Origin of the sequence: Undibacterium sp. Ji22W, from assembly GCF_049340305.1 — a bacterium.
GTDB lineage: Bacteria > Pseudomonadota > Gammaproteobacteria > Burkholderiales > Burkholderiaceae_D > Undibacterium.
On record NZ_JBMPOU010000001.1, the window covers coordinates 1 to 22,091 of the forward strand.

Below are 22,091 nucleotides of genomic sequence, written 5' to 3' on the forward strand. Positions count from 1 at the left end.
TCCCGAACAGGACCGTGAAACGACTTTGCGCCGATGATAGTGCTGCAACCAGTGTGAAAGTAGGTCATCGTCAGGCTTTTATTCCGCATAGCCCCTGATTCCCAGTGAATCAGGGGCTTTTGCTTTTACAGTCCTACCATAATCCCCTCAATGTCTTCCCTCGGGGCTAGGCATACCTGGTACAGCATTTCTGAAATTCGACGCCCAAATAATCATTCAAAAGCCCTAAAATTCAAAGGCCCAATACGTCCCAATTCGGCTAATAACATCCTCGCCTATTTCTGAAGAATAATTCCTTCAGTTCATCCTAAATTTCCCAAATACTTCTCCCATCAACCTCCCCTGATCCTGTTCTCCGCTTTACCTGCACATCTTATTTCGAAGGTTGATTTTCATTTCATTTCGAATGCGAAAATTGCTTCTTACTTCCTTCATTTAAAAAATCAACTGTTAAATCTAGACGTATCAGTAAATTGTTAATATTTTGCGACATTTTATTTGCAATACAATTTTGAAATATCAATGAGTTCAATATGGATGATAATATATATTGTTTTTTTAGTATTTTAGTATTTTATTGAATCGAACTATTTGGAGTAGATAATGTTGTATGAAAGAAGAACCAAATTTGCTGGTACTACCTTAATAGAGCTCTTGATTGGACTTCTAATCATGGGAATTCTTCTTAAATTTGCAACCGTTTCATATTCTCGTTTGATTTTTGATGCGCGGATTACGGTGGCGACCAGTGAATTACATGCTGCCTTGCTTTATGCTAGGTCCGAGGCATTGAAGCGCGGTGGAAACATCATTGTTTGCCGTAGCATTTCAGCGTCTACTACACATCCAATGTGTGACTCTGGTGGCACTGATCCATCTAGTAATTCTAGTTGGGGGGATGGGTGGATTATTTTTCATGATGGAGATGGTGACGGAAAACTATCTGAAACTGATACTATTCTTAGGGTTCAAGAAAAGCTCTTTTCGTCGAGCAAAGATGGCTCGATTGTCCCAACACCTAATCGCAAACAAATTAAATTCAACAGTTTTGGCCAGGTGTATGGGAATTACATTCAGTTTGCTATTGCTAATTCACCAGAATTGAAGGACCCGGACCTAGGACGCTTTATTTGTATAGCCTCGGGAGGACGAGCTCGTGTTGATAAAATTGCTTGCAGTCCCAAATAACGTGTTGATTTTTTTAATTTCTTGTTTTCAATAATACATATTTGAGGTGATCAAACCTCATATCCACACATCTTCGCCGCCCGTCAGAAATGAGTTGCATATGAGCATCTCGACGTTATACTCACAGGCATACTAGGAGTGGAAAATGTACAGAATGAATCAACAAAACGGTTGGCAAAGCGGTGTCACTTTAGTGGAGCTAATGGTCGTTATTGCGATTGCGGGAGTTCTAGCGGGAATCGCAATACCTTCGTATCGGAATTTGATTATGTCAAACCGAATTTCTAGTATGGCTTCAGATTTGCACAGTAACTTGATGCTCGCTAGATCTGAAGCATTAAAGAGAGGAATCACCGTTTCTGTATGCAAAAGCGCTAACGCCGATTCTGCAGTAGCAACTTGCGACCCATCTCCTAGCGTTGCCGGTAGCACGGTAGGTTGGGGAAGTGGTTGGTTGATGTTCGCAGATGTAAATGCCAACGGTTTATTTGATGCTGGAGATACCTTAATTCGTGTACAAGGTCGAATGTTGGCTAATTTCAAAGAAGGTTCCATTGTCCCAAGTAATGCGATTGAGTTCATTAGCTTTGGTGTGACTGGTCAAACTTTTACTGCTGTGAATTATCAAATTAGTGCGCCTACCGGATTTTCTACTTTGGATCGCGCCGTTTGTATCGCGATTGGTGGGCGTGCTCGGGTAGGTAATGCACCAAGTTGTGCATAGTGAGGAGAAATTTATGTTGCTTCTAAAGCGTGAAAAAGGGGCTACCTTGATAGAGATCATGGTTTCTATTTTAGTTATGGCGATTGGCTTGCTTGGATTAGCAAGTCTCCAAATCAACGCGATGAAATTTCAAAAAACTGCAAGTCAACGTTCAGAAGCAACACAAGCTGCTTATGATCTTGGTGAACGCATGCGAAGTAATTGGGTCATCAGTAATGTGCCCACCAATATCGCGGCTGATAGGACAGCGAATGAACTTAAATATACATTTAATGATGAATATGCAACAAGTTCGGCGGCGACTCATGCTCCTCCAAATAACTGCAATTCGTCGATTTGTGACACCAATCAGGTTGCTGCCAACGACCTTCAGGAGTGGTTGCGCTCGTTGCAGCGTCGATTGATTGGTGGAGCGGGTGTAATAGTGCCAGTAGCAGGCGGGGTTGGTTCAACTTTTGACGTGACGGTAATGTGGAAAGAACCAAGTTTTTCGACATTGGATGCCAATTGCCCGGCGGTAGCAAAAGCTCCTGCTGGTGTTCGTTGTTTTAATCTGAGATTTTCGATATGAAGCAAAACCGAAAAATATCGCAAGCAATATTGCGGATGCAGGGACGCTCCCTGGTTGAGATTATGATTGCGTTGACGATAGGAATGGTGATCTTGATCGCGATATCGTCCTTGTTTGTAGGGAATCGCCAAACATTTCGAGCCAATGATGATAAAACTCGCTTGGATGAAGAAGGTCGGTTAGCGTTGAGTCTGATGGCTTTTCATGTGCGCATGGCTGGTTATGGGACAATTTTAACCTCGAACGAGAAATACACTGCCGACAATGATCCCAATCCGGCAAATTTCAATAAAAATTACCCGGCAACATACACTAGCTATTCGGATCGACGTACTGGATCATCGGTCAATGCAATTCGTGGATGTGCAGGTGGTTTCTCAAATACGGCAGCAGATGTATCTGCATTGGCTTGTGCGGCAGGAACCTCGTCCGATGCTTTTCTCGTCAGATATGTGGTGGATCAAAACATAGTTGCAACAGGTGGTGCAGTTCCTACAGACTGCCTAGGCGCTACCATTATCCTATCCCCGGCTATCCCCGAAGAGAAAGGGCGCCCAGGTGCGGCTGCCTACTATTTGATTGAAAATCGGTTTTATGTCCAAAATAATGCGGCCACAGGAAATCCAGAATTGTATTGTCGGGGTAATGGTACGACTCCGCCCGGTACCAATCTTGTGAATGCAGCACAACCTATTGCTGAAAATGTTGAAACCATGAAAATTACTTATGGATTGTCAACAGTGGGAAGCGCTACTGTGCAGAATGTTAATCGGTTTCTAACCGCGGATATGGTGACGGCAGGTGATTGGGAAAATGTAGTCTCGGTGCGAATTTGTATCGTTGTACGCTCTGCAAACGATAATATTGCTACGGCAAAGCAGTCATATCGTGACTGCAATGATAATCAGGTTGTTGCTACAGATAAGCGCTTGCGTGGCGTTTTTTCAACAACGGTAGCAATCCGTAATCGCTCAGTGGGGGCAACATGAAACGTGTTTTCAAGCATCGACAAAACGGCTTCGTGCTTGTTGTGAGTATGATCTTTTTGATTATTATGACTATGCTCGCGGTGACCGCTATAAAAAAAGCTACCTTAGATGAAAAAGTGACGGGTAATCTACGCGCTCAAGATCTAGCGTTTCAGGCTGCGGAGAAAGCTCTGCGATTTTGTGAGAGCAATTTAGTGTTGGCGGTCGGGTCACTTCAGATGTGTCAATTACGCACGGGAGCTACAGTTCAGGTAATCCCATCGAAGAAAGAATCGGACATTACTGATGTGACAAAAAATTTCCCTGATGAGTGGTCTAAAGCTGCGAATTGGACCGATGGCGGTGAATTTCCAGCCATTAAGCTGGCGGGTGTAAATCAGATTTCTAATGTTGTCGAACAACCGCGATGCATGATTGAACGCTGGGAAATACCAAATGATCGCGGTAAGGATTTTTATCCTTATGTTATTACCGCACGTGGGGTTGGAAGTGTGGATACAGCAAAAGTGTGGCTGCAAGAAGTCATTCGTTGTGGCAATAATTAATTGAGGTTTATTATGCTTACTAAAAAATCCCCCATGACCAATATGGTAGTTCGCGCGCTGATTTTGGCACAAGTGTTGTTGCCTCTGACTTCAATTGCGGCGATTTCAAATTTGCCACCTTTGGTAAAAGCTAATGTTCCGCCCAATGTATTTTATACCTTGGATGATTCCGGTTCGATGATGTTTGAGGCTATGCCGGAAGAGCTAACACCAACCGGAAATTCTAGTCTCGACGGTAGTCGCGTTGACATGTTCACCTATTGTGGTAGCAACTGTTGGGTGACCAGAGTTTTTCCATCGCCAGCCGATGTTTATAATGTGAGTGGTGCTGGGAATTATTCAACAAATAACCAAGCAGTCGTTGGATTCTCAGACAATATCACTGTTGCGCGCTGGCGTTCGCCTGCCGTGAACAAAGTCTACTATGATCCAAACGTGCGCTATGATCCATGGGTTGATCCTGCTTCGATTTCTACCACTAACCCGTACGGCAGTAAATTGCCTAATGCAGATCCAACGGCGGCAAAATATAATCCCGTGATCGTATCGGGTATGAGTACTGCAACTTTGAATTTAACAATAGAGCAAAGCCGGACTTTACACTCAAATACGTGGTTGACTGATGCAGCAAATAACGTGACAACGACGCCAACTTGGACCGTAAATGGTGCGTCGAAGACGACTTTTTATCCTGCCACTTATTTTCAATACAATCCAAGCAATCTGGGTACTTGCACAACTAGTCAATTGAGTTGTTTTAGTAGGGTCGAAATCAAACTTGGGACAGCATTTCCTGCGAAAGCGTCAACACGGTCAGACTGTGCATTAAGTACATGTACCTATGCGGAAGAAATCATCAATTTTGCAAACTGGTTTCAATACTACCGTTCGCGTATTTTGAGTGCCAGAGCTGGTAGTGGACGTGCGTTCGCTAATCAAGCTGCAACCTTAAGGGTTGGCTTTGGCACCATTAATACAACAGGCACAAAGGTCACCAACGTTTCGGATGATTTTGCGGTCACAAATAAGCAAAATTTCCTCAACACGCTTTACCAACGCAAAGTGCCAGCGGCTGGTACACCTTTACGCCAAGCTGTTGATGATATCGGGCAGTACTTTATGAATACGACGATTACAGGCCCATGGCAAACAAAATATAACCTTGGCTTCACCACTGATCAGTTAAGTTGTCGACAAAATTATAATATCTTGATGACCGATGGATATTGGAATGGTAATGGCGCGGGTTCTGGCAGAACGGGTGATTGGGATGCCAAAAATGGCACATCGAAAACAAGCTCAGAGGGTGCTGTTTATCAATATACTGCGGCGCCGCCGTACAAGGATGCAACAACAGACACTTTAGCGGATATCGCTATGTATTACTGGGTGAATGATTTACGTCCGGATTGGGGGCAGGCTAAGAAAAACGTTCCTCCATCGAGAGATGGGACTGACCCTGCTTTTTGGCAGCATCTCGTTCAGTATACGGTTGGGCTTGGGGTTTCAGGCACTTTGGATCCGGTCGCTGATTTGCCCGCCTTGAAAGCTGGAACCAAGAATTGGCCCGCAGCTACTGCAAATGATTATCAAGTTGATGATTTGTGGCATGCAGCTTTGAATTCACGTGGAAAATATTTTAACGCTGGTAATCCGCAAGAATTTTCCGATGCATTAAATAGCGCATTGAATGAAATTGCTGCCCGTTCTGGTGACGCTGCAGCGGTTGCAACGTCCAAAAATACCTTAGATATAGGTTTGAAATTGTATACGTCTACCTATCAAACCGCTGACTGGTCTGGAAGGCTGGAGCAAAAGTCTGTAGATGAGATCACAGGAAATATCAAGACGCCAAATGATTGGGATACGGACACAAAAATTCCGGTTCCTGCATCACGTAAAATTGTGACATCGAATTTGACGGGTACCGGTGGTATCGATTTTAGTTATTCAAATTTAAGGTCTTCAGATCAAGGCATTTTTGACACAGCAGCAGCTGCTTACGCGCCAGCATTTACCGTGAGCGGCAGTAAAGTTCTCGACTATTTAAAGGGCGACAAAACTCTGGAATCTAAACCTTTTCGTGCAAGAAAAGTTTTGTTAGGAGATTTGGTTAACTCAGATCCACAATATGTGAAAGAAGGCAAAGATGGTGGTTATATTTTCTTGCCAAGCGATATTCGGGGGAAAGGTAGTTACAATCAATTCTTGACTACTAAGAAAACACGTGCAGCGACAGTTTATGTTGGCAGCAATGATGGTATGTTGCACGCGTTTGACGCGACTGATACTTCTACCGGAGGTAGTGAAAGATTCGCCTACATACCAAATGCCATTATCCCAGGCCTTCCAGAATTGGCAAAACCCAATTACGTCCATCGATTTTATGTTGATGGTACACCAATGATTGCGGATGCCGCGATCGCTGCCGATCCTACACCTTGGCGTAGCATTTTGGTCGGTACAACTGGTGCTGGCGGTAGATCGGTTTTTGCGATGGATGTTACTGACCCAACGAGTTTTGATAACACAAAAGTGATGTGGGAATACAGTGCCACGACTCGCGGTGCCGACAATGACTTGGGGTACACAATTGGCGTTGCCCAAATAGGGGTTATGCGTGACGGTCGTTGGGTCGCAATATTCGGAAACGGATTTGAAAGCACGAACCAAAAAGCAGTCTTATATATTGTTGATTTGAAAACTGGCAATGTCATTAGAAAGCTCGATACCGGAGTCGGCAGTGTCTCTGTCCCAAATGGGTTGGCAACTCCAAAGTTGTTATTGAATGCTGACTCTACGATCAAAGCAGTCTATGCAGGAGACCGTCAAGGGAACATGTGGAAATTCGATTTTGTTACCACGGGTACGGTACCATCTTTGACGACAACACCAGCAGTGGCATTGAGTGGGTTACCACTATTTACCGCAGTTGACAGCGGCAGAAAACAACCAATTACAACGCAACCACAGTTGTATCCACATCCGGATGGTGGCTATATGGTTGTATTTGGATCTGGCAAGATCTATGAGGATACTGATGCTGCGACAACAGATAAAGAAACTTTGTATGGTATCTGGGATAAAACAACCTCAAGCCAGGTAACGCAATCACAATTGGTTGAACAGACATTATCTGCAAGCGCTAACTTCTATTCAGTGTCCAAAAATGTCGTAGACTGGACTTCAAAACGTGGTTGGTATATTACTTTGAAAATAAAGAGTGGGGAGCGAATTGTGAATGACCCTATTATCTTCGAGGATCAAGTAATTTTCACTACCCTTGTACCAGGTAATAGTGCTGATTTGTGTGTCATTGACGCGTTATCGACGACCTTGCAGATCAGCCCAGTAAATGGTGGAGCCTTGGGTTACAAGTCCATTGACACAAACGGTGATGGGATAGTTAATAGTTCAGATACGATGGTGAGTGGACGTCAAACAAGTGCGACTTTCGGTACAACCATCATTCGTCTTGGCAATCGTAAAGTGAAAATTTTCCAAGCCGACGCGAGAACAGGAACAGTTCCAACTGGTGGTGAAAACAGGACTTTGTCTGATGGGATTCCGACGGTGCGCTTATGGCGACAGCTGATTGGCCGTCAATAATCTCAACCACCGATAAATTTATAGAAAAGGTCACATATGATAGTACGTAAAGAATTTAATATGCGTGGTTTTACGCTAATTGAGTTGATGATATCTTTGGTAATAGTTGCGATCATTAGTGCTGTCGCCTATCCAAGTTACCGTGAAAATGTGCGTAGAAGTAGTCGAGCAGAAGTGCGTGCATTGATATTGGAAAATGCGCAGTTCATGGAGCGTTTTTTTACTGAAAATAACTCGTACTTGCAAACTTCAGGAGCGGCTCCGACAGCACCTGTTTTGCCGAATTTAGTTTCGCCGAGAGGTGCTACGGGATCAAAAATAAATTACAACATTGCATTTAGTGCTTTGCCAGCAAGATCAGCAACAACTTTTTCTATCGAGGCAGTTCCAGCGAATAAGATGGCTGCCGATGCTTGCGCGACCTTCACTTACAATCAACTGGGCCAAAAAGGCACCTCTGGTACCTTAGGTTCTGGAGTGACAACTGAGTCCTGTTGGTCTAAGTAGAATTGCAAGGTGTGCCATTAAATTTTCGGCGTATTAATGCAACTAAGCAGTAAGAAGTAAGCAGTAAGTAGCGGGTAATTATTTTGGCGACCAATTAGCGAGCAAATTATTAAGTTGCTCGCTATTTTTTTTTAACCTCCTGAATCGCCTCGACAAACTCGGACACGTCTTCAAAACTTTTGTAAACAGAGGCGAATCGAATATAAGCGATTTTGTCTAGGCGTTTAAGTTCGCGCATCACAAGTTCCCCTAAGTGTCCCGACACTACTTCACGTTCGCCGCTCGCCAATAATTTTTCTTCGATGCGTTGAATAGCAGTATCAACCGCCTCAGCAGAGACTGGACGCTTTCGTAATGCTAGCATCAGGCTAGCTCGCAATTTGGAGGATTCGTATTCGGAGCGACTACCATTCTTTTTGACAATGACAGGCATGGCTAATTCAATTCGCTCGTAAGTCGTAAAGCGCTTGTCACAGCTTGCACAACGGCGCCGGCGGCGTATCGTATCGCCTTCTTCTGAAATTCTGGTATCGATAACTTGCGTGTCGCCATGATGACAGTATGGACATTTCATGAAAGTTCTCCTGCCAATTTCTGATTTTTCTTGGTATGCATCAGTGGTGTCTTATGTTCTTGATCTTTGAGATTCTTTTTTGTTAGTAGCAACTGAGATATTGAATCGCTGCCTGAGGTGGTGAGTTAATGCGTCTTGCTCTCCTTACTGCTAGTGCCAATGCCCCATAAAAAAGCCACTCAAAGGAGTGGCTTTTCAGGTTTTTAGTTACCGTAGACAGGGAAGGCGTCAGTCAATTTCTTTACTTCTGCTTTCACGCGTTCTATCGTTGCTGGATCATTTGGGTGATCTAAGACATCTGCGACCAAATGACCAATCTTGATGGCTTCTGCTTCTTTGAAGCCACGTGTAGTCAATGCCGGACTGCCTAAACGGATACCAGAAGTGACGAACGGTTTTTCAGGATCATTTGGAATAGAGTTCTTGTTACATGTGATGTGGGCAGAACCGAGCACTGCTTCAGCTGCCTTGCCAGTGATGTTTTTAGAACGCAAATCAACCAGCATCACATGTGACTCTGTACGCCCAGAGATAATACGCAAACCACGTTCGATTAATGTTTTTGCGAGCGCGTCAGCATTTTTTACAACTTGTTCTTGGTAAGTTTTGAATTCTGGATTCAATGCTTCTTTGAAAGCGACGGCTTTACCAGCGATGACGTGCATCAAAGGTCCACCTTGCAAGCCTGGGAAAATCGCAGAATTAATGATTTTTTCGTATTCTGCTTTCATCAAAATGATGCCGCCACGTGGACCGCGCAATGATTTGTGCGTCGTTGAAGTCACGAAGTCAGCGAAAGGCACGGGATTAGGATAAACACCAGCAGCTATCAAACCAGCGTAGTGCGCCATGTCGACCATGAAATAAGCGCCAACTTCTTTGGCAATTTTAGAGAAACGTTCGAAATCAATTCGCAAAGAGTAAGCAGAAGCCCCAGCGATAATTAGTTTTGGTTTGCTTTCACGTGCCAGACGTTCCATTGCTTCGTAGTCGATTTCTTCTTTTTCGTTCAAGCCATAAGAAACTACGTTGAACCATTTGCCGGACATATTTAGTGGCATACCGTGAGTCAAGTGACCACCTTCAGCCAATGACATACCCATGATGGTATCGCCTGGTTTTAATACCGCGAAGAACACACCCTGATTCGCTTGTGAACCTGAGTTCGGTTGTACGTTTGCGGCTTCAGCGCCGAAAATGTGTTTCAAACGGTCGATCGCTAACTGTTCAACCACGTCTACGTGTTCGCAACCACCGTAGTAACGTTTGCCTGGATAGCCTTCAGCATACTTGTTAGTCAATTGGGAGCCTTGTGCTTCCATGACTGCTGGTGAAGTATAGTTTTCAGAGGCGATCAACTCGATGTGTTCTTGTTGACGGACATTTTCGGCTTGAATCGCGGCGAGCAATTCTGGATCGATATTAGCGAGAGTATGATTCTTGGAGAACATGGGTTTCCTGTAGAAAAAAGCGTAAAAAATGAAAAAATTTAATTGGGACTGATCTGTAAAAATGCTCCAACTTGTGGATACAAGTCTCAATCACTTTTACCATCGGGATACCCATGCGTACGGCCAGAATCGACATCTTTGACTCTGCAGATCTCACGCTTCACGATGGAACTCCATCTTCTGCCGACAATCTTTGGATAAAAAATTGCGGCATTTTCGCCAGTTGCGTGAGACAAAATGGTGCCCGAATTTTACGTCAAGAGGGGTGTTTCGGCAAGTTATGTAAAGGTAAACACAGCTTTTGAACCGAGTGAAAATAGGGGGAGGCTCAGCATGAATAGTTTTCGATTTTTGTTTGTAAAAATTGCTTATTCTGGTCTGTCAGCCGGCTAAGCCCGAATTTTTATGCATAAGGCGACGCATAAGAGATCATTCAATTTGCAGAAATTCTGAAGACGGTTAAAACTGAAGTGACATTAAACGTGATAAAAATATTATTAAATTTAGGCTGCACGGGCGGTTTCCGCCAAATTAGATGGGAGGATTTGTCTTTTGTCGGTGTATCTCAAAGTCTCACCTATTAAAAACCTTTAAAATGCCGCTTTTATCAATAAATATTGAAGGCAGGGGAAAATGCTAGTTCTTATCACAGGAGCAAGTTCAGGTTTTGGTGAAGCGATGGCGCGTAAATTTGTCCAAGCTGGACATCGTGTGATTGCAGCTGCGCGTCGTATCGATCGCTTGCAACAATTACAATCGGAATTGGGAAGTGCCTTACATGCCGTGGTATTAGACGTTTCCGACAAACTCTCGATCGCTGCGATGATCGAGAGCCTGCCTTCCGAGTGGCGCGATATTGACGTATTGGTCAACAATGCTGGTTTGGCATTAGGAGTTGCTCCAGCACAGAGTGCGAATTTGGATGATTGGGAAACGATGATTGATACCAATAATAAAGGCTTGGTACGCATGACCCATGCTTTGTTGCCGCATTTCATCGCCCGGCAAAATGGTGTCATTCTCAATATTGGTTCAATCGCGGGTTCAACTGCATATCCGGGCGGCAATGTCTATGGAGCGACCAAAGCTTTTGTTGACCAGTTCACTTTGAACTTACGTGCGGATTTGATCGGCACAGGCGTACGCGCTACGAATATTGCGCCTGGTTTGTGCGGCGGTACGGAATTCTCAAATGTGCGTCTGAAAGGCGATGATGCGGCCGCCGCGAAGGTTTATCAGGGCACGCAACCGTTGACGGCGGAAGATATTGCAGAAACTGCCTACTGGATCGCCACTTTGCCAGCGCACGTGAATATCAATTATATCGAGATGATGCCGATGTGCCAGGGATTTGGGCCCTTGGCGATACAGCGCAATTGAATCGAGTTGCAATAATTGCGTCCCAATAAATTTGACTTCCAGCAATACAGAACAGTAAGAGAGATAGGTAAGAATGCAGATTTTTAGTTGGCCGGTGCGGGTATATTATGAAGACACTGATGCAGGCGGCATCGTATTTTATGCGAACTACCTGAAATTTTTTGAGCGTGCGCGTACTGAGTGGTTACGTGCAATTGGCGTGAATCAAAACCAAATGGCACAAGAATTTAATTCAGTGTTTGTCGTCAAATCGACCGCGGTCGAGTATCATGCGTCAGCACGACTGGATGATGAACTTATCGTGACAGTGCAGGTCGAAAAAACAGGTCGCGCATCGATTGTTTTTTCGCAAGAGGTGCGCTGCGCAGAACGCTTGTTGACCAGTGCTAAGGTGACGATTTGTAGTGTTGATCGTACGCAATGGCGTTCGATGCCAATTCCGAGACCGGTATTGCAGTTAATTAACCCGGCATTATTTTTAACTCCAATGAATTGAGTTGTTTGTGCAAAGCATGTTTGTGCTCCGTATGAATAATTTCGCCAATGGAGTACAGGAAATGCGTGCTGAAGAACAGGCAGTAAAAATTAGCAAAAAAACGGCCAATGGTATTTGACGTGAGTGCCGACTTTTTTGCATTCTCTGAGTTTTAGTTTTCTATCCAATTAATCATGACAGTTACTCACGATCTTTCCTTCTCCGCACTGATTTTGAATGCATCACCACTAGTACAAATTGTGATGGTGATTTTGTTGCTGGTTTCGCTGACGAGCTGGAACTATATTTTCAGTAAAATGTTCGCTATCAAAAAAGCACGGACACAGACTGAACAATTCGAAAGACAATTTTGGGGTGGTGGCAATCTGGTTGAGCTTTATCAACAAGCCACCGCTAATCACCGCGGCAGCCGTGATAAAACAGGCGCTTTGGAACGTATCTTTGAAGCCGGTATGAACGAATATCACAAAGTGAAAGCGGCCAATAAGGCAAACCTTGATGCTTCCGCGATGCTTGATGGAGCAAGGCGTGCGATGCGCGCCTCCTACCAACGAGAAATGGATCACTTAGAGTCGCACTTGTCTTTTCTGGCATCGGTAGGCTCTGTTTCTCCTTACATTGGTTTATTGGGAACAGTATGGGGAATTATGAATTCCTTCCGCGGTCTGGCGAATGTGCAACAAGCAACTTTGAGTGCGGTTGCGCCGGGGATCGCCGAGGCTCTGATTGCGACGGCGATTGGTTTGTTTGCGGCGATTCCAGCGGTCTTAGCCTACAATCGTTACTCGCACGATATCGATCGCCTGGCGATTCGCTTCGAAACTTTTATCGAAGAATTTTCGAATATTCTGCAAAGACAATCACGTTGAACTACAAGAATAAGCTGATAGCGCAAACATGAGTTCTCTTCGTGGCGAACGTAAACGCAAATTTAAGGCTGAAATCAATGTGGTTCCCTACATCGATGTGATGTTGGTATTGCTGGTGATTTTTATGGTGGTAGCACCGATGACAAATCCTAATGTCATCAATTTGCCAACTGCTGGACAGTCGACGAAACCGCCATCCGATTTTATCGAGATCACTTTAAGCCCAGATACTTCTGCGACGATTAGCATCACCACGCGTGGCAGTACCAATGGTAATAGCAAGCAAGAGGGCAAAGAGAGCGCACTTGATCGCAAACAATTGCTGCGCAAATTGAAGGAATATCATGAGGCCAAGCCAGAATTATCTGTGCTGGTTTCCGGTGATAAAGACATCAAATATGATGAAGTCATTCAAGTGATTTCTGAAGCTAAGAAATTAGGAATTCAACGTGTGGGGCTCGCTACTAAGTAGTGTATTAGCATGGGTCAATATATATCGCGAGCAGCTACGTCCTTAGCCTTCAGCGCAGCGGCATTATTGCTGGCTGCTTATGGAATGCGAGAGGTGCAGGCACAGCAGATTAACTCTGCGGAACCTGCGACCCCAGCGCTCTTAAGCCCCCCGGCAGTGATGCCTGCACAGCAAGCAGATGGTATTTTCGCCAGATTTTACTTGGGCGAATTGAGTAAGCCACTTGCTAATTTGCTCAATGAACATGTGCCAGTATTATCATCCAGTGCGGAAGCACAGATTCCAACTCCCGGCTTGTTACGTAAACTCCAGCGAGACATTGCCGAAATTTTAGCTACCGAAGGGTATTTTTCTGCGCAAGTTGAATTTGATAAAAGTAGTGACGGTACCCGCATTGATATAAAAGTTGATCCCAGCGCGCGTACAACGATCAAATCAGTGAGTATTAATTTTACCGGTGAGCTGCAAACTGCGGCCGAGGGCGGCGATACCGAAGCGATTAAACGGCGAGATAGTTTGATGAAGGAATGGAGCCTGGAGCAAGCTCAGGCTTTTCGCCAGGATGATTGGAGCCATGCTAAAACCATGTTGATGGAAAAGCTCCGGGCGTATCGTTATGCGGGCGCCACTTTGGTAGATAGTCGCGCCAATATTGATGCCGATAGCCACGCCGCGACTTTGGAAATTGATGTCGATAGCGGAGCCGCCTTTGTGATCGGTGATTTGTTGGTGACCGGTTTAGAACGTTATCCCTTGTGGTTGATTGATCGCTTTCATCCCCCCAAAAAAGGTGAGCCTTACTCTAGCACACGCTTAGTGGAATTTCAGCGCGCTTTGCAAAACTCTGCGTACTTTTCAACCGTCGCTTTTAATATCGATACTGATAGTACGAAAGCAGACGCATTGCCAATCGAAGTGTCGCTGGTCGAGCGGCAAACTCGCGATTTAGGCTTTGGTACGGGTGTCAGTTCCAGTACCGGTTTGCGTACCGAAGTCAGCTATCGTGATAGGAATTTTTTGGATCGGGTCTGGGATTTGCGTTCCGCTGTGCGACTAGAACAAAAGCGTCAACTCTCCTACGCGGATGTATATCTGCCACCTAATGATAACAATCGACTAGATTCTTTTGGCGTTTTATTTGATCGTTCCAACCTAGCCGGCCTACTAAAAACGCGCTCGGCCTTGGGTGTGAAGCGCAGTATTACTAATGGCATGGTGGAGCAGCGTCTGGGATTAAATTATACCCAGGAAAAAGTCGTGCAAAATGAAAATACTTCTAGCGAAACAGAGCGCCATAGTCGGGCGCTAGTTGCTAGCGTAGGTTGGACATGGCGTGATGTCGATGATGTGTTTTCTCCGCGTCGTGGTCAACGTGCGCAGTTAGATTTTGCCGTGTCTGATAAGGCGCTGATTTCTGATCAGCGCTTTGTGCGTATGGTGGGCAAGTATCAGTATTGGTTACCCGTTGCGGCACGCGATGGTCTTCTGTTTCGCACCGAATTTGGTAAGGTATTTAGCACTAGCGTCGACGGTATTCCTGAAGATTATTTATTTCGTACTGGAGGAAGCACATCGGTGCGTGGTTATGCCTATCAAAGTCTAGGCGTGGCTAATGGACAAGCAACCACTGGCGGACGCATCATGGCTGCCTCCAGTCTTGAATATGTGCATTGGCGTACTGATACCCTAGGTGTCGCAGCGTTCGTTGATGCCGGTGACGCAGCGCGCAACTGGGGCGAATTTAAAGTCAAACAAGGCTTAGGTATTGGCGCCCGGATCAAAACACCAGCAGGTCCGATAGCCCTGGATTTAGCCTATGGCAAGCAAGTTAAAAGGTTTCGGTTAGACTTTTCAATTGCTATTGCATTTTAATCCAACGAACTATTTATCTCTGATTCTCTGATGCCCAGGATGTCCGATCAAAACCAATCATCGCAACACGTAGATTCGCAGTTGCCTGCTTCCAAGCCTGCCGCTAAGTTCGGACGAACCGTGCTGTGGGTCGTGTTGGGGATCGTATTTGTGATTTTGTTGGGTGTGACGTGGATATTTCAAAGCAATTCAGGAAGCCGGTTTCTATTTCAAACTGTACAAAATTTAAGTAGTGGCCGGTTGCAGTTTAGTCAGGTGGATGGTCGATTGGCGGATCAACTGAGTATTGATGAAGTGGCCTATCGTGACACTCAACATAAGTTAGTGATCAGTGGTTTGCAGTTGAGTTGGGAGCCGTGGGCTTTGTGGAGCGGGAGGCTGGAGATCATCAGCTTGTCAGCAAGCACCGTGCGTATCGCTAGCGTCCCTAGCGACACGGCGCCTGTATTGCCCGCAAGTCTGCATTTGCCGCTCGCGATCAATGTACAGCATCTGGCTCTCGGAAGATTGATTTTCAGCCAATTGGCTGCCGATCATCAGGAGCTTACGCCACTTACATTGACCGGCATCGTTGCGAAGGCGAAGGCAAATTCTGATATGCATCAGATATCGTTGCAGCTCAATTCGGATTGGGGTGGTTTGCATTTGCAAGGCAAAGCGCAAACCGACCGCCCTTTTGTAATTGATGGTGATTTTGTGTATTCCGGTCAGCCCACTCACGATCTTCCCCAAGTTTTACTGCAAGGGAAATTGAACGGAAGTTTGCAAGACTTATTACTGCAAGCTAAATCAGTACAGAAAACTGATAATGGTTTACTGGCCGACCCGAAGCAACAAGTGAACGCTGATTTGCAACTGAAATTGGCACCATTCGCACTACATCCCTTACAAGCCGCAAAACTGAGCATACAGAAATTGAATCCACAATGGATTAATCCCGCGGCGCCGAATGCGATGCTCGACATTGCACTCGACCTTCAACCGAATTTGCCAGGCAGCTCGGGACAGGTCAAGCCAGAAAATAAAAAGGTATCGGTAAAAGCTGACAATAAGGCTGACAATAAGGCTGACAATAAGGCTGACAATAAGGCTGACAATAAGGCTGACAATAAGGCTGACAATAAGGCTGACAATAAGGCTGACAATAAGGTTGACAAAAAAACTAACAATAAGGCACCCTCTAAAAATGGCAGCGCCACCAATCCAATTGACCCTTGGAGTTTGATCGGGCAAATCACGCTACGAAATTCTGTGGTGCAAACGATAGATCAGCACGGATTGCCGTTGAAACTGCTTGAATCAAAAATTCAATGGCAGGGTCAACATCTAAGTCTAAATAAAACAAAGATCGAATTAAAGGCTGGAAGTATTCAGGCCGATACGACTGTGCAATTTCGCCCTGCGTTGCTACCTTTAATCGATTCGCAGTTGACGCTGAAAGATCTTGATCTAGCGCAATTTGATAGCCGTTTGCGTCAAAGTCGAATTGGGGGGGCGGTGCAATTGCAGTCCAAGGGAGATAGCCGTTTAGATTTTCAAGCGCAATTGAATGATCCGCGAGCGAGTTTGAACGCGGATGCCAGTTTTTTGCTGAATGCGCGTGGTGATAGCGGATTGTTGCAGTTTAAACGTTTTGAGTTACAGGCTGATCAGGCACGTTTGAGCGGCGCTGGAGAAATGAATTTCGAGGGGAACAGGCCTTTTAAATTGCAGGCAAAATTGGTTCAATTTAATCCTGCTCATTGGTGGGCAGCACCAGCTGGAAAGCTAGATGGCGAAATCCATGTGACCGGTAGCTTAACGCCGCAGATCAGTATTCAAATGCAATTGCCAAGCTTAACTGGCGAATTGGCTGGTCAGAAAATCTCCGCTAGTGGCGCTGCTGATTGGCAGCCGGCCTCGCTATTGAAGCTTGATCAATTTGAACTCCAATGGGGTGCAAACAAATTGCAAGCGAACGGTGCGCTAGGCGCAGTGCCAAATCAGTTGCTCCTGAATCTGCAAGCGGATGACTTGACTTCATTTGATGCTTTGACAGGATTTCCTCTTGCAGGTAAAGCGAATGCTAACCTTACACTCAGCGGAAAACTTGATGCGCCTTCCGCTAAGTTGATATTCCATGCTGACGATTTGCGTTCTGCGCGTGGTTTGGCGATCGGGCAATTGGATGCGGATTTTCAGATGGGAATGAATCCGCAAGATCCGATTTTGCTGCAACTCAGTGCCAGTCAACTGAAGTCAACCAGTATCGCGTTGAATGCGTCATCTCAAACTAAGAGCTTCAATTCAGGTAAGGATTCGCCGTCAGGACAACAATTGCCGATCGAAAAACGCAAAACTTTACTTGAGAATTTGCAGTTGTCGGTACAGGGTACGCGTAGTAGTCATAAGATCGATTTAGCTCTGCAAATTGATAAGACACAACAATTATCTTTGCTAGCTCAGGGTGGATGGACGATTGCTAAGAATGTGCCGGCTGGATTGAAAAAAACGGTGGCGGCGCTCGAAACGAATGGCTGGAGCGGACGTATAGAGCAATTGAAATTGCGCGGAATTGGTGCCAAAGTCGCCTCGCATATGCCACAAGATGATCTGATCTTGCAGACACCACTGCAGATTGATCTCAGTGGTCAAAAAGTTAGCGTCGGTGCTGCACGCTTCGCTGGTGGATTCGGTAAATTGGCTTTGGAACAGCTTGAGTGGACACCGCAATCCTTAATCACCAAAGGCAAGCTGGATGAATTTCCTGTGATGGATGTACTAAAACTGATTAAAACGCAAGAAAATATGCAAGGGGATTTACGTATTGGTATGCATTGGGATTTGCAGCTAAAAGATAATGTCCGCGGAGCAGTGAATATCATTCGGCAAAGTGGCGATTTGTCGGTGCAGGATGCGGATGGTACCGGACATCCCATGGCTTTAGGCTTAAGTGAGGCGACATTGCAACTGCAAGCTGGCGGTTTGATTGCAGGTAGCGACGCCGAGCAGGTCAAAATCCAGATGTCTGGATTTGGTAGCAGAATGGGCGAATGGCGAGCGAATCTGAATACACAAATTAAGCGCGTGAATGATAAATGGACCTTCAACTCTGAAGCACCCTTAAAAGGTGAGCTCCACGCAAATATGCCGGAATTGCAGTGGTTAGCTGGGCAGTTCAGCGCTGACATCGCAGTCAAAGGTGCGCTCAAATTAGATGCGGAATTTGGTGGTAAGTTTTCACATCCAACCTATCAGGCAAATTTAGTGGGAAATGGATTGGAGTTGGCATTTGCAGCCGAAGGATTGTTGTTCCCGAACGGCGAACTGCGCGCAAGCTTGAATCAAGATATTTTGAAATTGGAACGTCTGCGCTTCACTAATAAAGTGGCGTTTGTCCCCAAATTGGAGCAATTTCAAGACTTGGACTGGAGCGGGCGAGAAGGCGAATTTAGCGCGGCAGGTGAGGTTAATTGGCGCAATCAGTCGGGTGCGATTCAAGCAAATTGGAAAGATTTCCCTTTATTGCAAAGAAAAGATCGTTGGTTAGTTGTCAGTGGTCAGGCAAATATTACGCAAGTCGAACGTACATGGGCTTTGATCGGCAAATTGCGCGCAGATGCCGCCTATTTTAAATTGCCGAAATTGCCGCCACCTAGTTTATCTGGCGATGTGATTGTGTCGAAGGGTATCAAGTTGGTAGACGAAGACGTTGACCTTGAAGCGGGAAAAAAAGGTCTAAAAACGAAGTTGGATTTACAGATCGATATGGGTCCAAAGTTTGTGTTCGTTGGGCGTGGCCTAGATACAGCGCTGACAGGCACTCTGCGTTTGCGTAGCAATGACGGTTCTCCGATCCATGCTAGCGGTTCAATAGTCACTAACGGCGGGCAATATGAAGGATATGGGCAACAGTTGGAGATTGAGCGTGGCATTTTGAATTTTCAAGGTGCGCCAAGCAATCCTGCTTTGAATATACGCGCTTTGCGTAAAGGCTTGCCGGTTGAGGCTGGAGTCGATGTCACCGGAACGGTTGCAAGTCCTCAGGTTCGATTGGTTTCTGAACCTAATGTCCCAGATAGCGAAAAAATCTCTTGGTTGGTTTTAGGGCGCGAATCAGATCAGGTTGGGAATGCGGATGCAGGCTTGTTATTGTCTGCGGCAGGAGCGATTTTTGGTGGTGATGGCAGCCGTAATATTCCACGTGAGTTAGTACAAGGATTAGGGTTTGATGAATTCTCTATCGGCCCGGCAGAAAGTGGTGGATCTTCTAAATTGCCTAGCCAGACTGTTGCTGGCGCGACCTCGGTCGGCGCATCGTCCAACGATAAAGTAGTGAGTATTGGAAAACGGCTGAGACCTGGCTTGGTGCTGTCAGTTGAGCGCGGCGTATCGGATGCGAGCGGTGCCCTAAAGTTGAGTTGGCAACTCAGTCGTCGCATACGTTTCATTGGACGATCAGGTACGGATAATTCTATGGATGTGAAATATAGTTTTTCCTTTAATTAAATCGGATTAGGGTAAAGCAAATTACTAAACTGCGTGAGTTTGGACTAACAAGAAAATATAGACATGTCGTGACTTCGACATTGGTGGTAGGGTAGGCTGAACAGTTTATAATCCGAACCTAGAATTGCCATTGCATCGCCTTGGAAATGGCTTGCCAGAAAATTTAAGAATAGTTTTTGAAAAACAATGAACGAATTTACATATAACGCTGCGGTAAAAATGCAAGATGATGGGCTGCAATGGCAATCGATTGCCTTGGCCGCTCTCGTGCATTTGTTATTGTTGGCGTTTTTGGTGATTGGTGTGCAGTGGCAAAGTAGCGAAACGACCGCGGTTGAAGCAGAAGTATGGGATATGACTACGCGCGAAGCCGCACCTTTGCCGGAACCCGTACAAGTGCCAGAAGAGATCAAGCCAGTAATTGAGCCACCTAAAGAAGTTGAAAAGCCGATAGAAATAGAAGACCCCGAGATCGCGATTGCGCAAGAAAAAAAACGTAAGCAAGCAGAAAAAGAAAAACAGGAAGAATTGAAAAAAGCGGAACTCAAGAAAATCGAGCTCGATCTGGCTAAGAAAAAAGAGTTGGAAGAGAAGAAACGTGTGGCAAAAGAAAAAGCCGCGCAAGATAAGATATTCGAAGAGAATATGCGTCGATTGAACGGACAAGTCGTGAAGTCGGGTTCTGGCGGTTTGGGCGATGCGTTAAAATCTACTGGAAATAATCGTGGTGACCCTAGTTACAATGCGAAGGTCGCAGCGAAGATAAAAGCCAACACGATTTATGTGGTGAATGACACTTCCTCGAATAATCCTACCGTAGAGTTTGTGATTCAATTATTTCCTGACGGTTCGTTAAAAGGGCCAATCAAGAAAACCAAGTCTTCAGGTGTACCGGCTTTTGATGAAGCAGTCGAAAAAGCGATTGAAAAATCACAACCGTTTCCACGTGATAAATCGGGTGAAGTACCGAGTAGTCTCAATTTAGTTCATAGAATGAAAGATTAAAGTTTCATGAAAAAGTCTTCTATAGGTAAATCATTGTTCTCTGGCTGGTTTGCGTTGACAGCGCTGACTGCTTTGACTGCACTGATCGTGAATTCAGCGCAAGCGCAGATGCGTGTTGAAATATCAGGCGTAGGATCGAATCAGATTCCAATCGCGGTGGCAGCATTTGCGAGTGAAGAAATATCACCGCAGTTAGTTTCGAGCATTATTCGCGACGATCTTAATCGTAGTGGCTATTTTCGTTTAATCGATGTGGGTAGCGCGATTTCGGAGACTGCGACAGTGGACTTCGAAAACTGGAAAGGTAAAGGCGCCACGGCTTTGGTGGTGGGTAGCGTACAAAAGCGCGGCGAGGGACGTTTTGATGTGCGTTACAAACTTTTTGATGTGCTGAAAGGCGATATGTTATCCGGCTTTTCTATGGACACGCCTAGCCCGAAAATCCGCTTGACTGCACATAAAATTGCCGACGATATATATGAAAAGTTAACGGGAATTCCTGGTGTGTTTTCGACCCGCATTGCTTATGTGACGAAGGCTGGTAGCGAATATCGTTTGGAAATCTCGGATGCCGATGGTGAGGGCGTGCAAGTTGCACTTAGCTCAAAAGAGCCGATTATTTCGCCGATTTGGTCACCTGACGGCATGAAAGTCGCGTATGTGTCGATGGAATTGAAGAAGCCTATCGTGTATGTACAAAATTTAATGACGGGTCAACGCACCACCGTCGCGAACTTCAAAGGAAATAATTCTTCACCATCCTGGTCGCCCGATGGCAGTAAGTTGCTCGTAACTTTGTCCAAAGGTGCGATTGCCCAGATTTATTCAATTAATGCGGATGGGTCGGAGGCGCAGCGCTTGAGTAATTCCGGTGGCATCGACACCGAGGGACGATACTCTCCTGATGGCCGTTATATTTACTTTGTCAGTGATCGTAGTGGTGGCGCACAAATTTATCGCATGAATGCCGATGGCAGTGAGGTCAAGCGTATTACCTTTAAAGGGAGTTATAACATCTCACCTCGGATTTCACCGGACGGAAATACCATGGTTTATATTTCCCGACGCGACGGAGGTGATCAGGTGTACGCAATGGATTTGCTGAATAATGCTCAGGAATTACGTTTATCTGATACCAATCGTGATGAATCACCGAGCTTTGCACCAAATGGCCGCTATGTTTTGTATGCGACCCAAACCGGCCGTCGTGGCACTTTAGGAATCGCATCAACAGACGCGAAAGTGAAGCAAAAACTGACGATACAAGCTGGCGAAATCCGCGAGCCGACTTGGGGTCCCTTCATGAAGTAGTGGAAATCCTCGAGTTTTAGAGTACAATTTAGCGTTAATT

17 protein-coding genes are annotated in these 22,091 nt (G+C 45.4%); 15 read left to right on the forward strand and 2 right to left on the reverse strand.

Translation table 11 applies throughout. The annotated features are described in order from the left end of the window. The first annotated feature begins 603 nt into the window (after positions 1 to 603). The 7 genes from ACO0KW_RS00005 (at position 604) to ACO0KW_RS00035 (ending at position 8,133) form a co-directional block, all read left to right on the forward strand. Entirely contained in the window at positions 604 to 1,188 is a 585-nt protein-coding gene (locus ACO0KW_RS00005) for a GspH/FimT family pseudopilin (RefSeq protein WP_423049402.1), read from the forward strand. 145 nt (positions 1,189 to 1,333) lie between these two features. After that, complete coding sequence (locus ACO0KW_RS00010; protein ID WP_423049404.1) at positions 1,334 to 1,912, forward strand: GspH/FimT family pseudopilin; 579 nt, start codon at positions 1,334 to 1,336, stop codon at positions 1,910 to 1,912. 13 nt (positions 1,913 to 1,925) lie between these two features. Further along, the gene (gene pilV, locus ACO0KW_RS00015; protein WP_423049406.1) at positions 1,926 to 2,483 is read left to right on the forward strand and encodes a type IV pilus modification protein PilV; all 558 of its coding nucleotides are present in this window, start codon (positions 1,926 to 1,928) and stop codon (positions 2,481 to 2,483) included. A gap of 35 nt (positions 2,484 to 2,518) precedes the next feature. After that, a complete protein-coding gene (locus ACO0KW_RS00020) occupies positions 2,519 to 3,472 on the forward strand; it encodes a PilW family protein (RefSeq protein WP_423049408.1) in 954 nt (317 codons plus the stop codon). After that, complete coding sequence (locus tag ACO0KW_RS00025) at positions 3,469 to 4,017, forward strand: pilus assembly PilX family protein (RefSeq protein WP_423049410.1); 549 nt, start codon at positions 3,469 to 3,471, stop codon at positions 4,015 to 4,017. Before ACO0KW_RS00020 ends, ACO0KW_RS00025 begins: the two co-directional genes overlap by 4 nt. Before the next feature lie 33 nt (positions 4,018 to 4,050). Next, on the forward strand, positions 4,051 to 7,626 hold the full coding sequence (locus tag ACO0KW_RS00030; RefSeq protein WP_423049412.1) for a pilus assembly protein: 3,576 nt from the start codon (positions 4,051 to 4,053) through the stop codon (positions 7,624 to 7,626). A gap of 36 nt (positions 7,627 to 7,662) precedes the next feature. Next, complete coding sequence (locus tag ACO0KW_RS00035) at positions 7,663 to 8,133, forward strand: type IV pilin protein (protein WP_423049414.1); 471 nt, start codon at positions 7,663 to 7,665, stop codon at positions 8,131 to 8,133. Positions 8,134 to 8,254: 121 nt separating this feature from the next. On the opposite strand, the gene nrdR is transcribed toward ACO0KW_RS00035, so the two are convergent. Further along, positions 8,255 to 8,707, reverse strand: coding sequence for a transcriptional regulator NrdR (gene nrdR, locus ACO0KW_RS00040; protein ID WP_423049416.1), 453 nt, complete (start codon positions 8,705 to 8,707; stop codon positions 8,255 to 8,257). 203 nt (positions 8,708 to 8,910) lie between these two features. Next, on the reverse strand, positions 8,911 to 10,158 hold the full coding sequence (glyA, locus tag ACO0KW_RS00045) for a serine hydroxymethyltransferase (RefSeq protein ID WP_423049418.1): 1,248 nt from the start codon (positions 10,156 to 10,158) through the stop codon (positions 8,911 to 8,913). A gap of 633 nt (positions 10,159 to 10,791) precedes the next feature. Here glyA and ACO0KW_RS00050 point away from each other — a divergent pair. The 8 genes from ACO0KW_RS00050 (at position 10,792) to tolB (ending at position 22,051) form a co-directional block, all read left to right on the forward strand. Continuing rightward, the gene (locus tag ACO0KW_RS00050; protein WP_423049420.1) at positions 10,792 to 11,538 is read left to right on the forward strand and encodes an SDR family oxidoreductase; all 747 of its coding nucleotides are present in this window, start codon (positions 10,792 to 10,794) and stop codon (positions 11,536 to 11,538) included. Between the two features lie 73 nt (positions 11,539 to 11,611). After that, complete coding sequence (gene ybgC, locus ACO0KW_RS00055) at positions 11,612 to 12,034, forward strand: tol-pal system-associated acyl-CoA thioesterase (protein WP_423049422.1); 423 nt, start codon at positions 11,612 to 11,614, stop codon at positions 12,032 to 12,034. A gap of 173 nt (positions 12,035 to 12,207) precedes the next feature. Continuing rightward, positions 12,208 to 12,903, forward strand: coding sequence for a protein TolQ (gene tolQ / locus ACO0KW_RS00060; protein WP_423049424.1), 696 nt, complete (start codon positions 12,208 to 12,210; stop codon positions 12,901 to 12,903). 28 nt (positions 12,904 to 12,931) lie between these two features. Continuing rightward, the gene (locus ACO0KW_RS00065; protein ID WP_423049426.1) at positions 12,932 to 13,375 is read left to right on the forward strand and encodes an ExbD/TolR family protein; all 444 of its coding nucleotides are present in this window, start codon (positions 12,932 to 12,934) and stop codon (positions 13,373 to 13,375) included. A gap of 9 nt (positions 13,376 to 13,384) precedes the next feature. Next, on the forward strand, positions 13,385 to 15,247 hold the full coding sequence (locus tag ACO0KW_RS00070) for an autotransporter assembly complex protein TamA (RefSeq protein ID WP_423049428.1): 1,863 nt from the start codon (positions 13,385 to 13,387) through the stop codon (positions 15,245 to 15,247). 39 nt (positions 15,248 to 15,286) lie between these two features. Next, positions 15,287 to 19,735: a translocation/assembly module TamB domain-containing protein gene (locus ACO0KW_RS00075; protein WP_423049429.1), complete on the forward strand. Its 4,449-nt coding sequence runs from the start codon at positions 15,287 to 15,289 to the stop codon at positions 19,733 to 19,735. Between the two features lie 186 nt (positions 19,736 to 19,921). Next, positions 19,922 to 20,740, forward strand: a complete 819-nt coding sequence (locus tag ACO0KW_RS00080; RefSeq protein ID WP_423049431.1) for an energy transducer TonB — start codon at positions 19,922 to 19,924, stop codon at positions 20,738 to 20,740. A 6-nt stretch (positions 20,741 to 20,746) separates the two neighbouring features. After that, complete coding sequence (tolB, locus tag ACO0KW_RS00085; RefSeq protein WP_423049433.1) at positions 20,747 to 22,051, forward strand: Tol-Pal system beta propeller repeat protein TolB; 1,305 nt, start codon at positions 20,747 to 20,749, stop codon at positions 22,049 to 22,051. The last annotated feature ends 40 nt before the right edge of the window (positions 22,052 to 22,091 follow it).

Excerpts from the sequence above, each read along its gene's own strand:
- ACO0KW_RS00035 (WP_423049414.1), top strand. The coding sequence starts at position 7,663 with ATGATAGTACGTAAAGAATTTAATATGCGTGGTTTTACGCTAATTGAG.
- ACO0KW_RS00030 (WP_423049412.1), top strand. The coding sequence starts at position 4,051 with ATGACCAATATGGTAGTTCGCGCGCTGATTTTGGCACAAGTGTTGTTG.
- nrdR (WP_423049416.1), bottom strand. The coding sequence starts at position 8,707 with ATGAAATGTCCATACTGTCATCATGGCGACACGCAAGTTATCGATACC.
- ACO0KW_RS00010 (WP_423049404.1), top strand. The coding sequence starts at position 1,334 with ATGTACAGAATGAATCAACAAAACGGTTGGCAAAGCGGTGTCACTTTA.
- ACO0KW_RS00070 (WP_423049428.1), top strand. The coding sequence starts at position 13,385 with ATGGGTCAATATATATCGCGAGCAGCTACGTCCTTAGCCTTCAGCGCA.
- tolQ (WP_423049424.1), top strand. The coding sequence starts at position 12,208 with ATGACAGTTACTCACGATCTTTCCTTCTCCGCACTGATTTTGAATGCA.
- ybgC (WP_423049422.1), top strand. The coding sequence starts at position 11,612 with ATGCAGATTTTTAGTTGGCCGGTGCGGGTATATTATGAAGACACTGAT.
- ACO0KW_RS00020 (WP_423049408.1), top strand. The coding sequence starts at position 2,519 with ATGCAGGGACGCTCCCTGGTTGAGATTATGATTGCGTTGACGATAGGA.
- pilV (WP_423049406.1), top strand. The coding sequence starts at position 1,926 with ATGTTGCTTCTAAAGCGTGAAAAAGGGGCTACCTTGATAGAGATCATG.
- ACO0KW_RS00065 (WP_423049426.1), top strand. The coding sequence starts at position 12,932 with ATGAGTTCTCTTCGTGGCGAACGTAAACGCAAATTTAAGGCTGAAATC.
- ACO0KW_RS00025 (WP_423049410.1), top strand. The coding sequence starts at position 3,469 with ATGAAACGTGTTTTCAAGCATCGACAAAACGGCTTCGTGCTTGTTGTG.
- glyA (WP_423049418.1), bottom strand. The coding sequence starts at position 10,158 with ATGTTCTCCAAGAATCATACTCTCGCTAATATCGATCCAGAATTGCTC.
- tolB (WP_423049433.1), top strand. The coding sequence starts at position 20,747 with ATGAAAAAGTCTTCTATAGGTAAATCATTGTTCTCTGGCTGGTTTGCG.
- ACO0KW_RS00080 (WP_423049431.1), top strand. The coding sequence starts at position 19,922 with ATGAACGAATTTACATATAACGCTGCGGTAAAAATGCAAGATGATGGG.
- ACO0KW_RS00075 (WP_423049429.1), top strand. The coding sequence starts at position 15,287 with ATGTCCGATCAAAACCAATCATCGCAACACGTAGATTCGCAGTTGCCT.
- ACO0KW_RS00050 (WP_423049420.1), top strand. The coding sequence starts at position 10,792 with ATGCTAGTTCTTATCACAGGAGCAAGTTCAGGTTTTGGTGAAGCGATG.
- ACO0KW_RS00005 (WP_423049402.1), top strand. The coding sequence starts at position 604 with ATGTTGTATGAAAGAAGAACCAAATTTGCTGGTACTACCTTAATAGAG.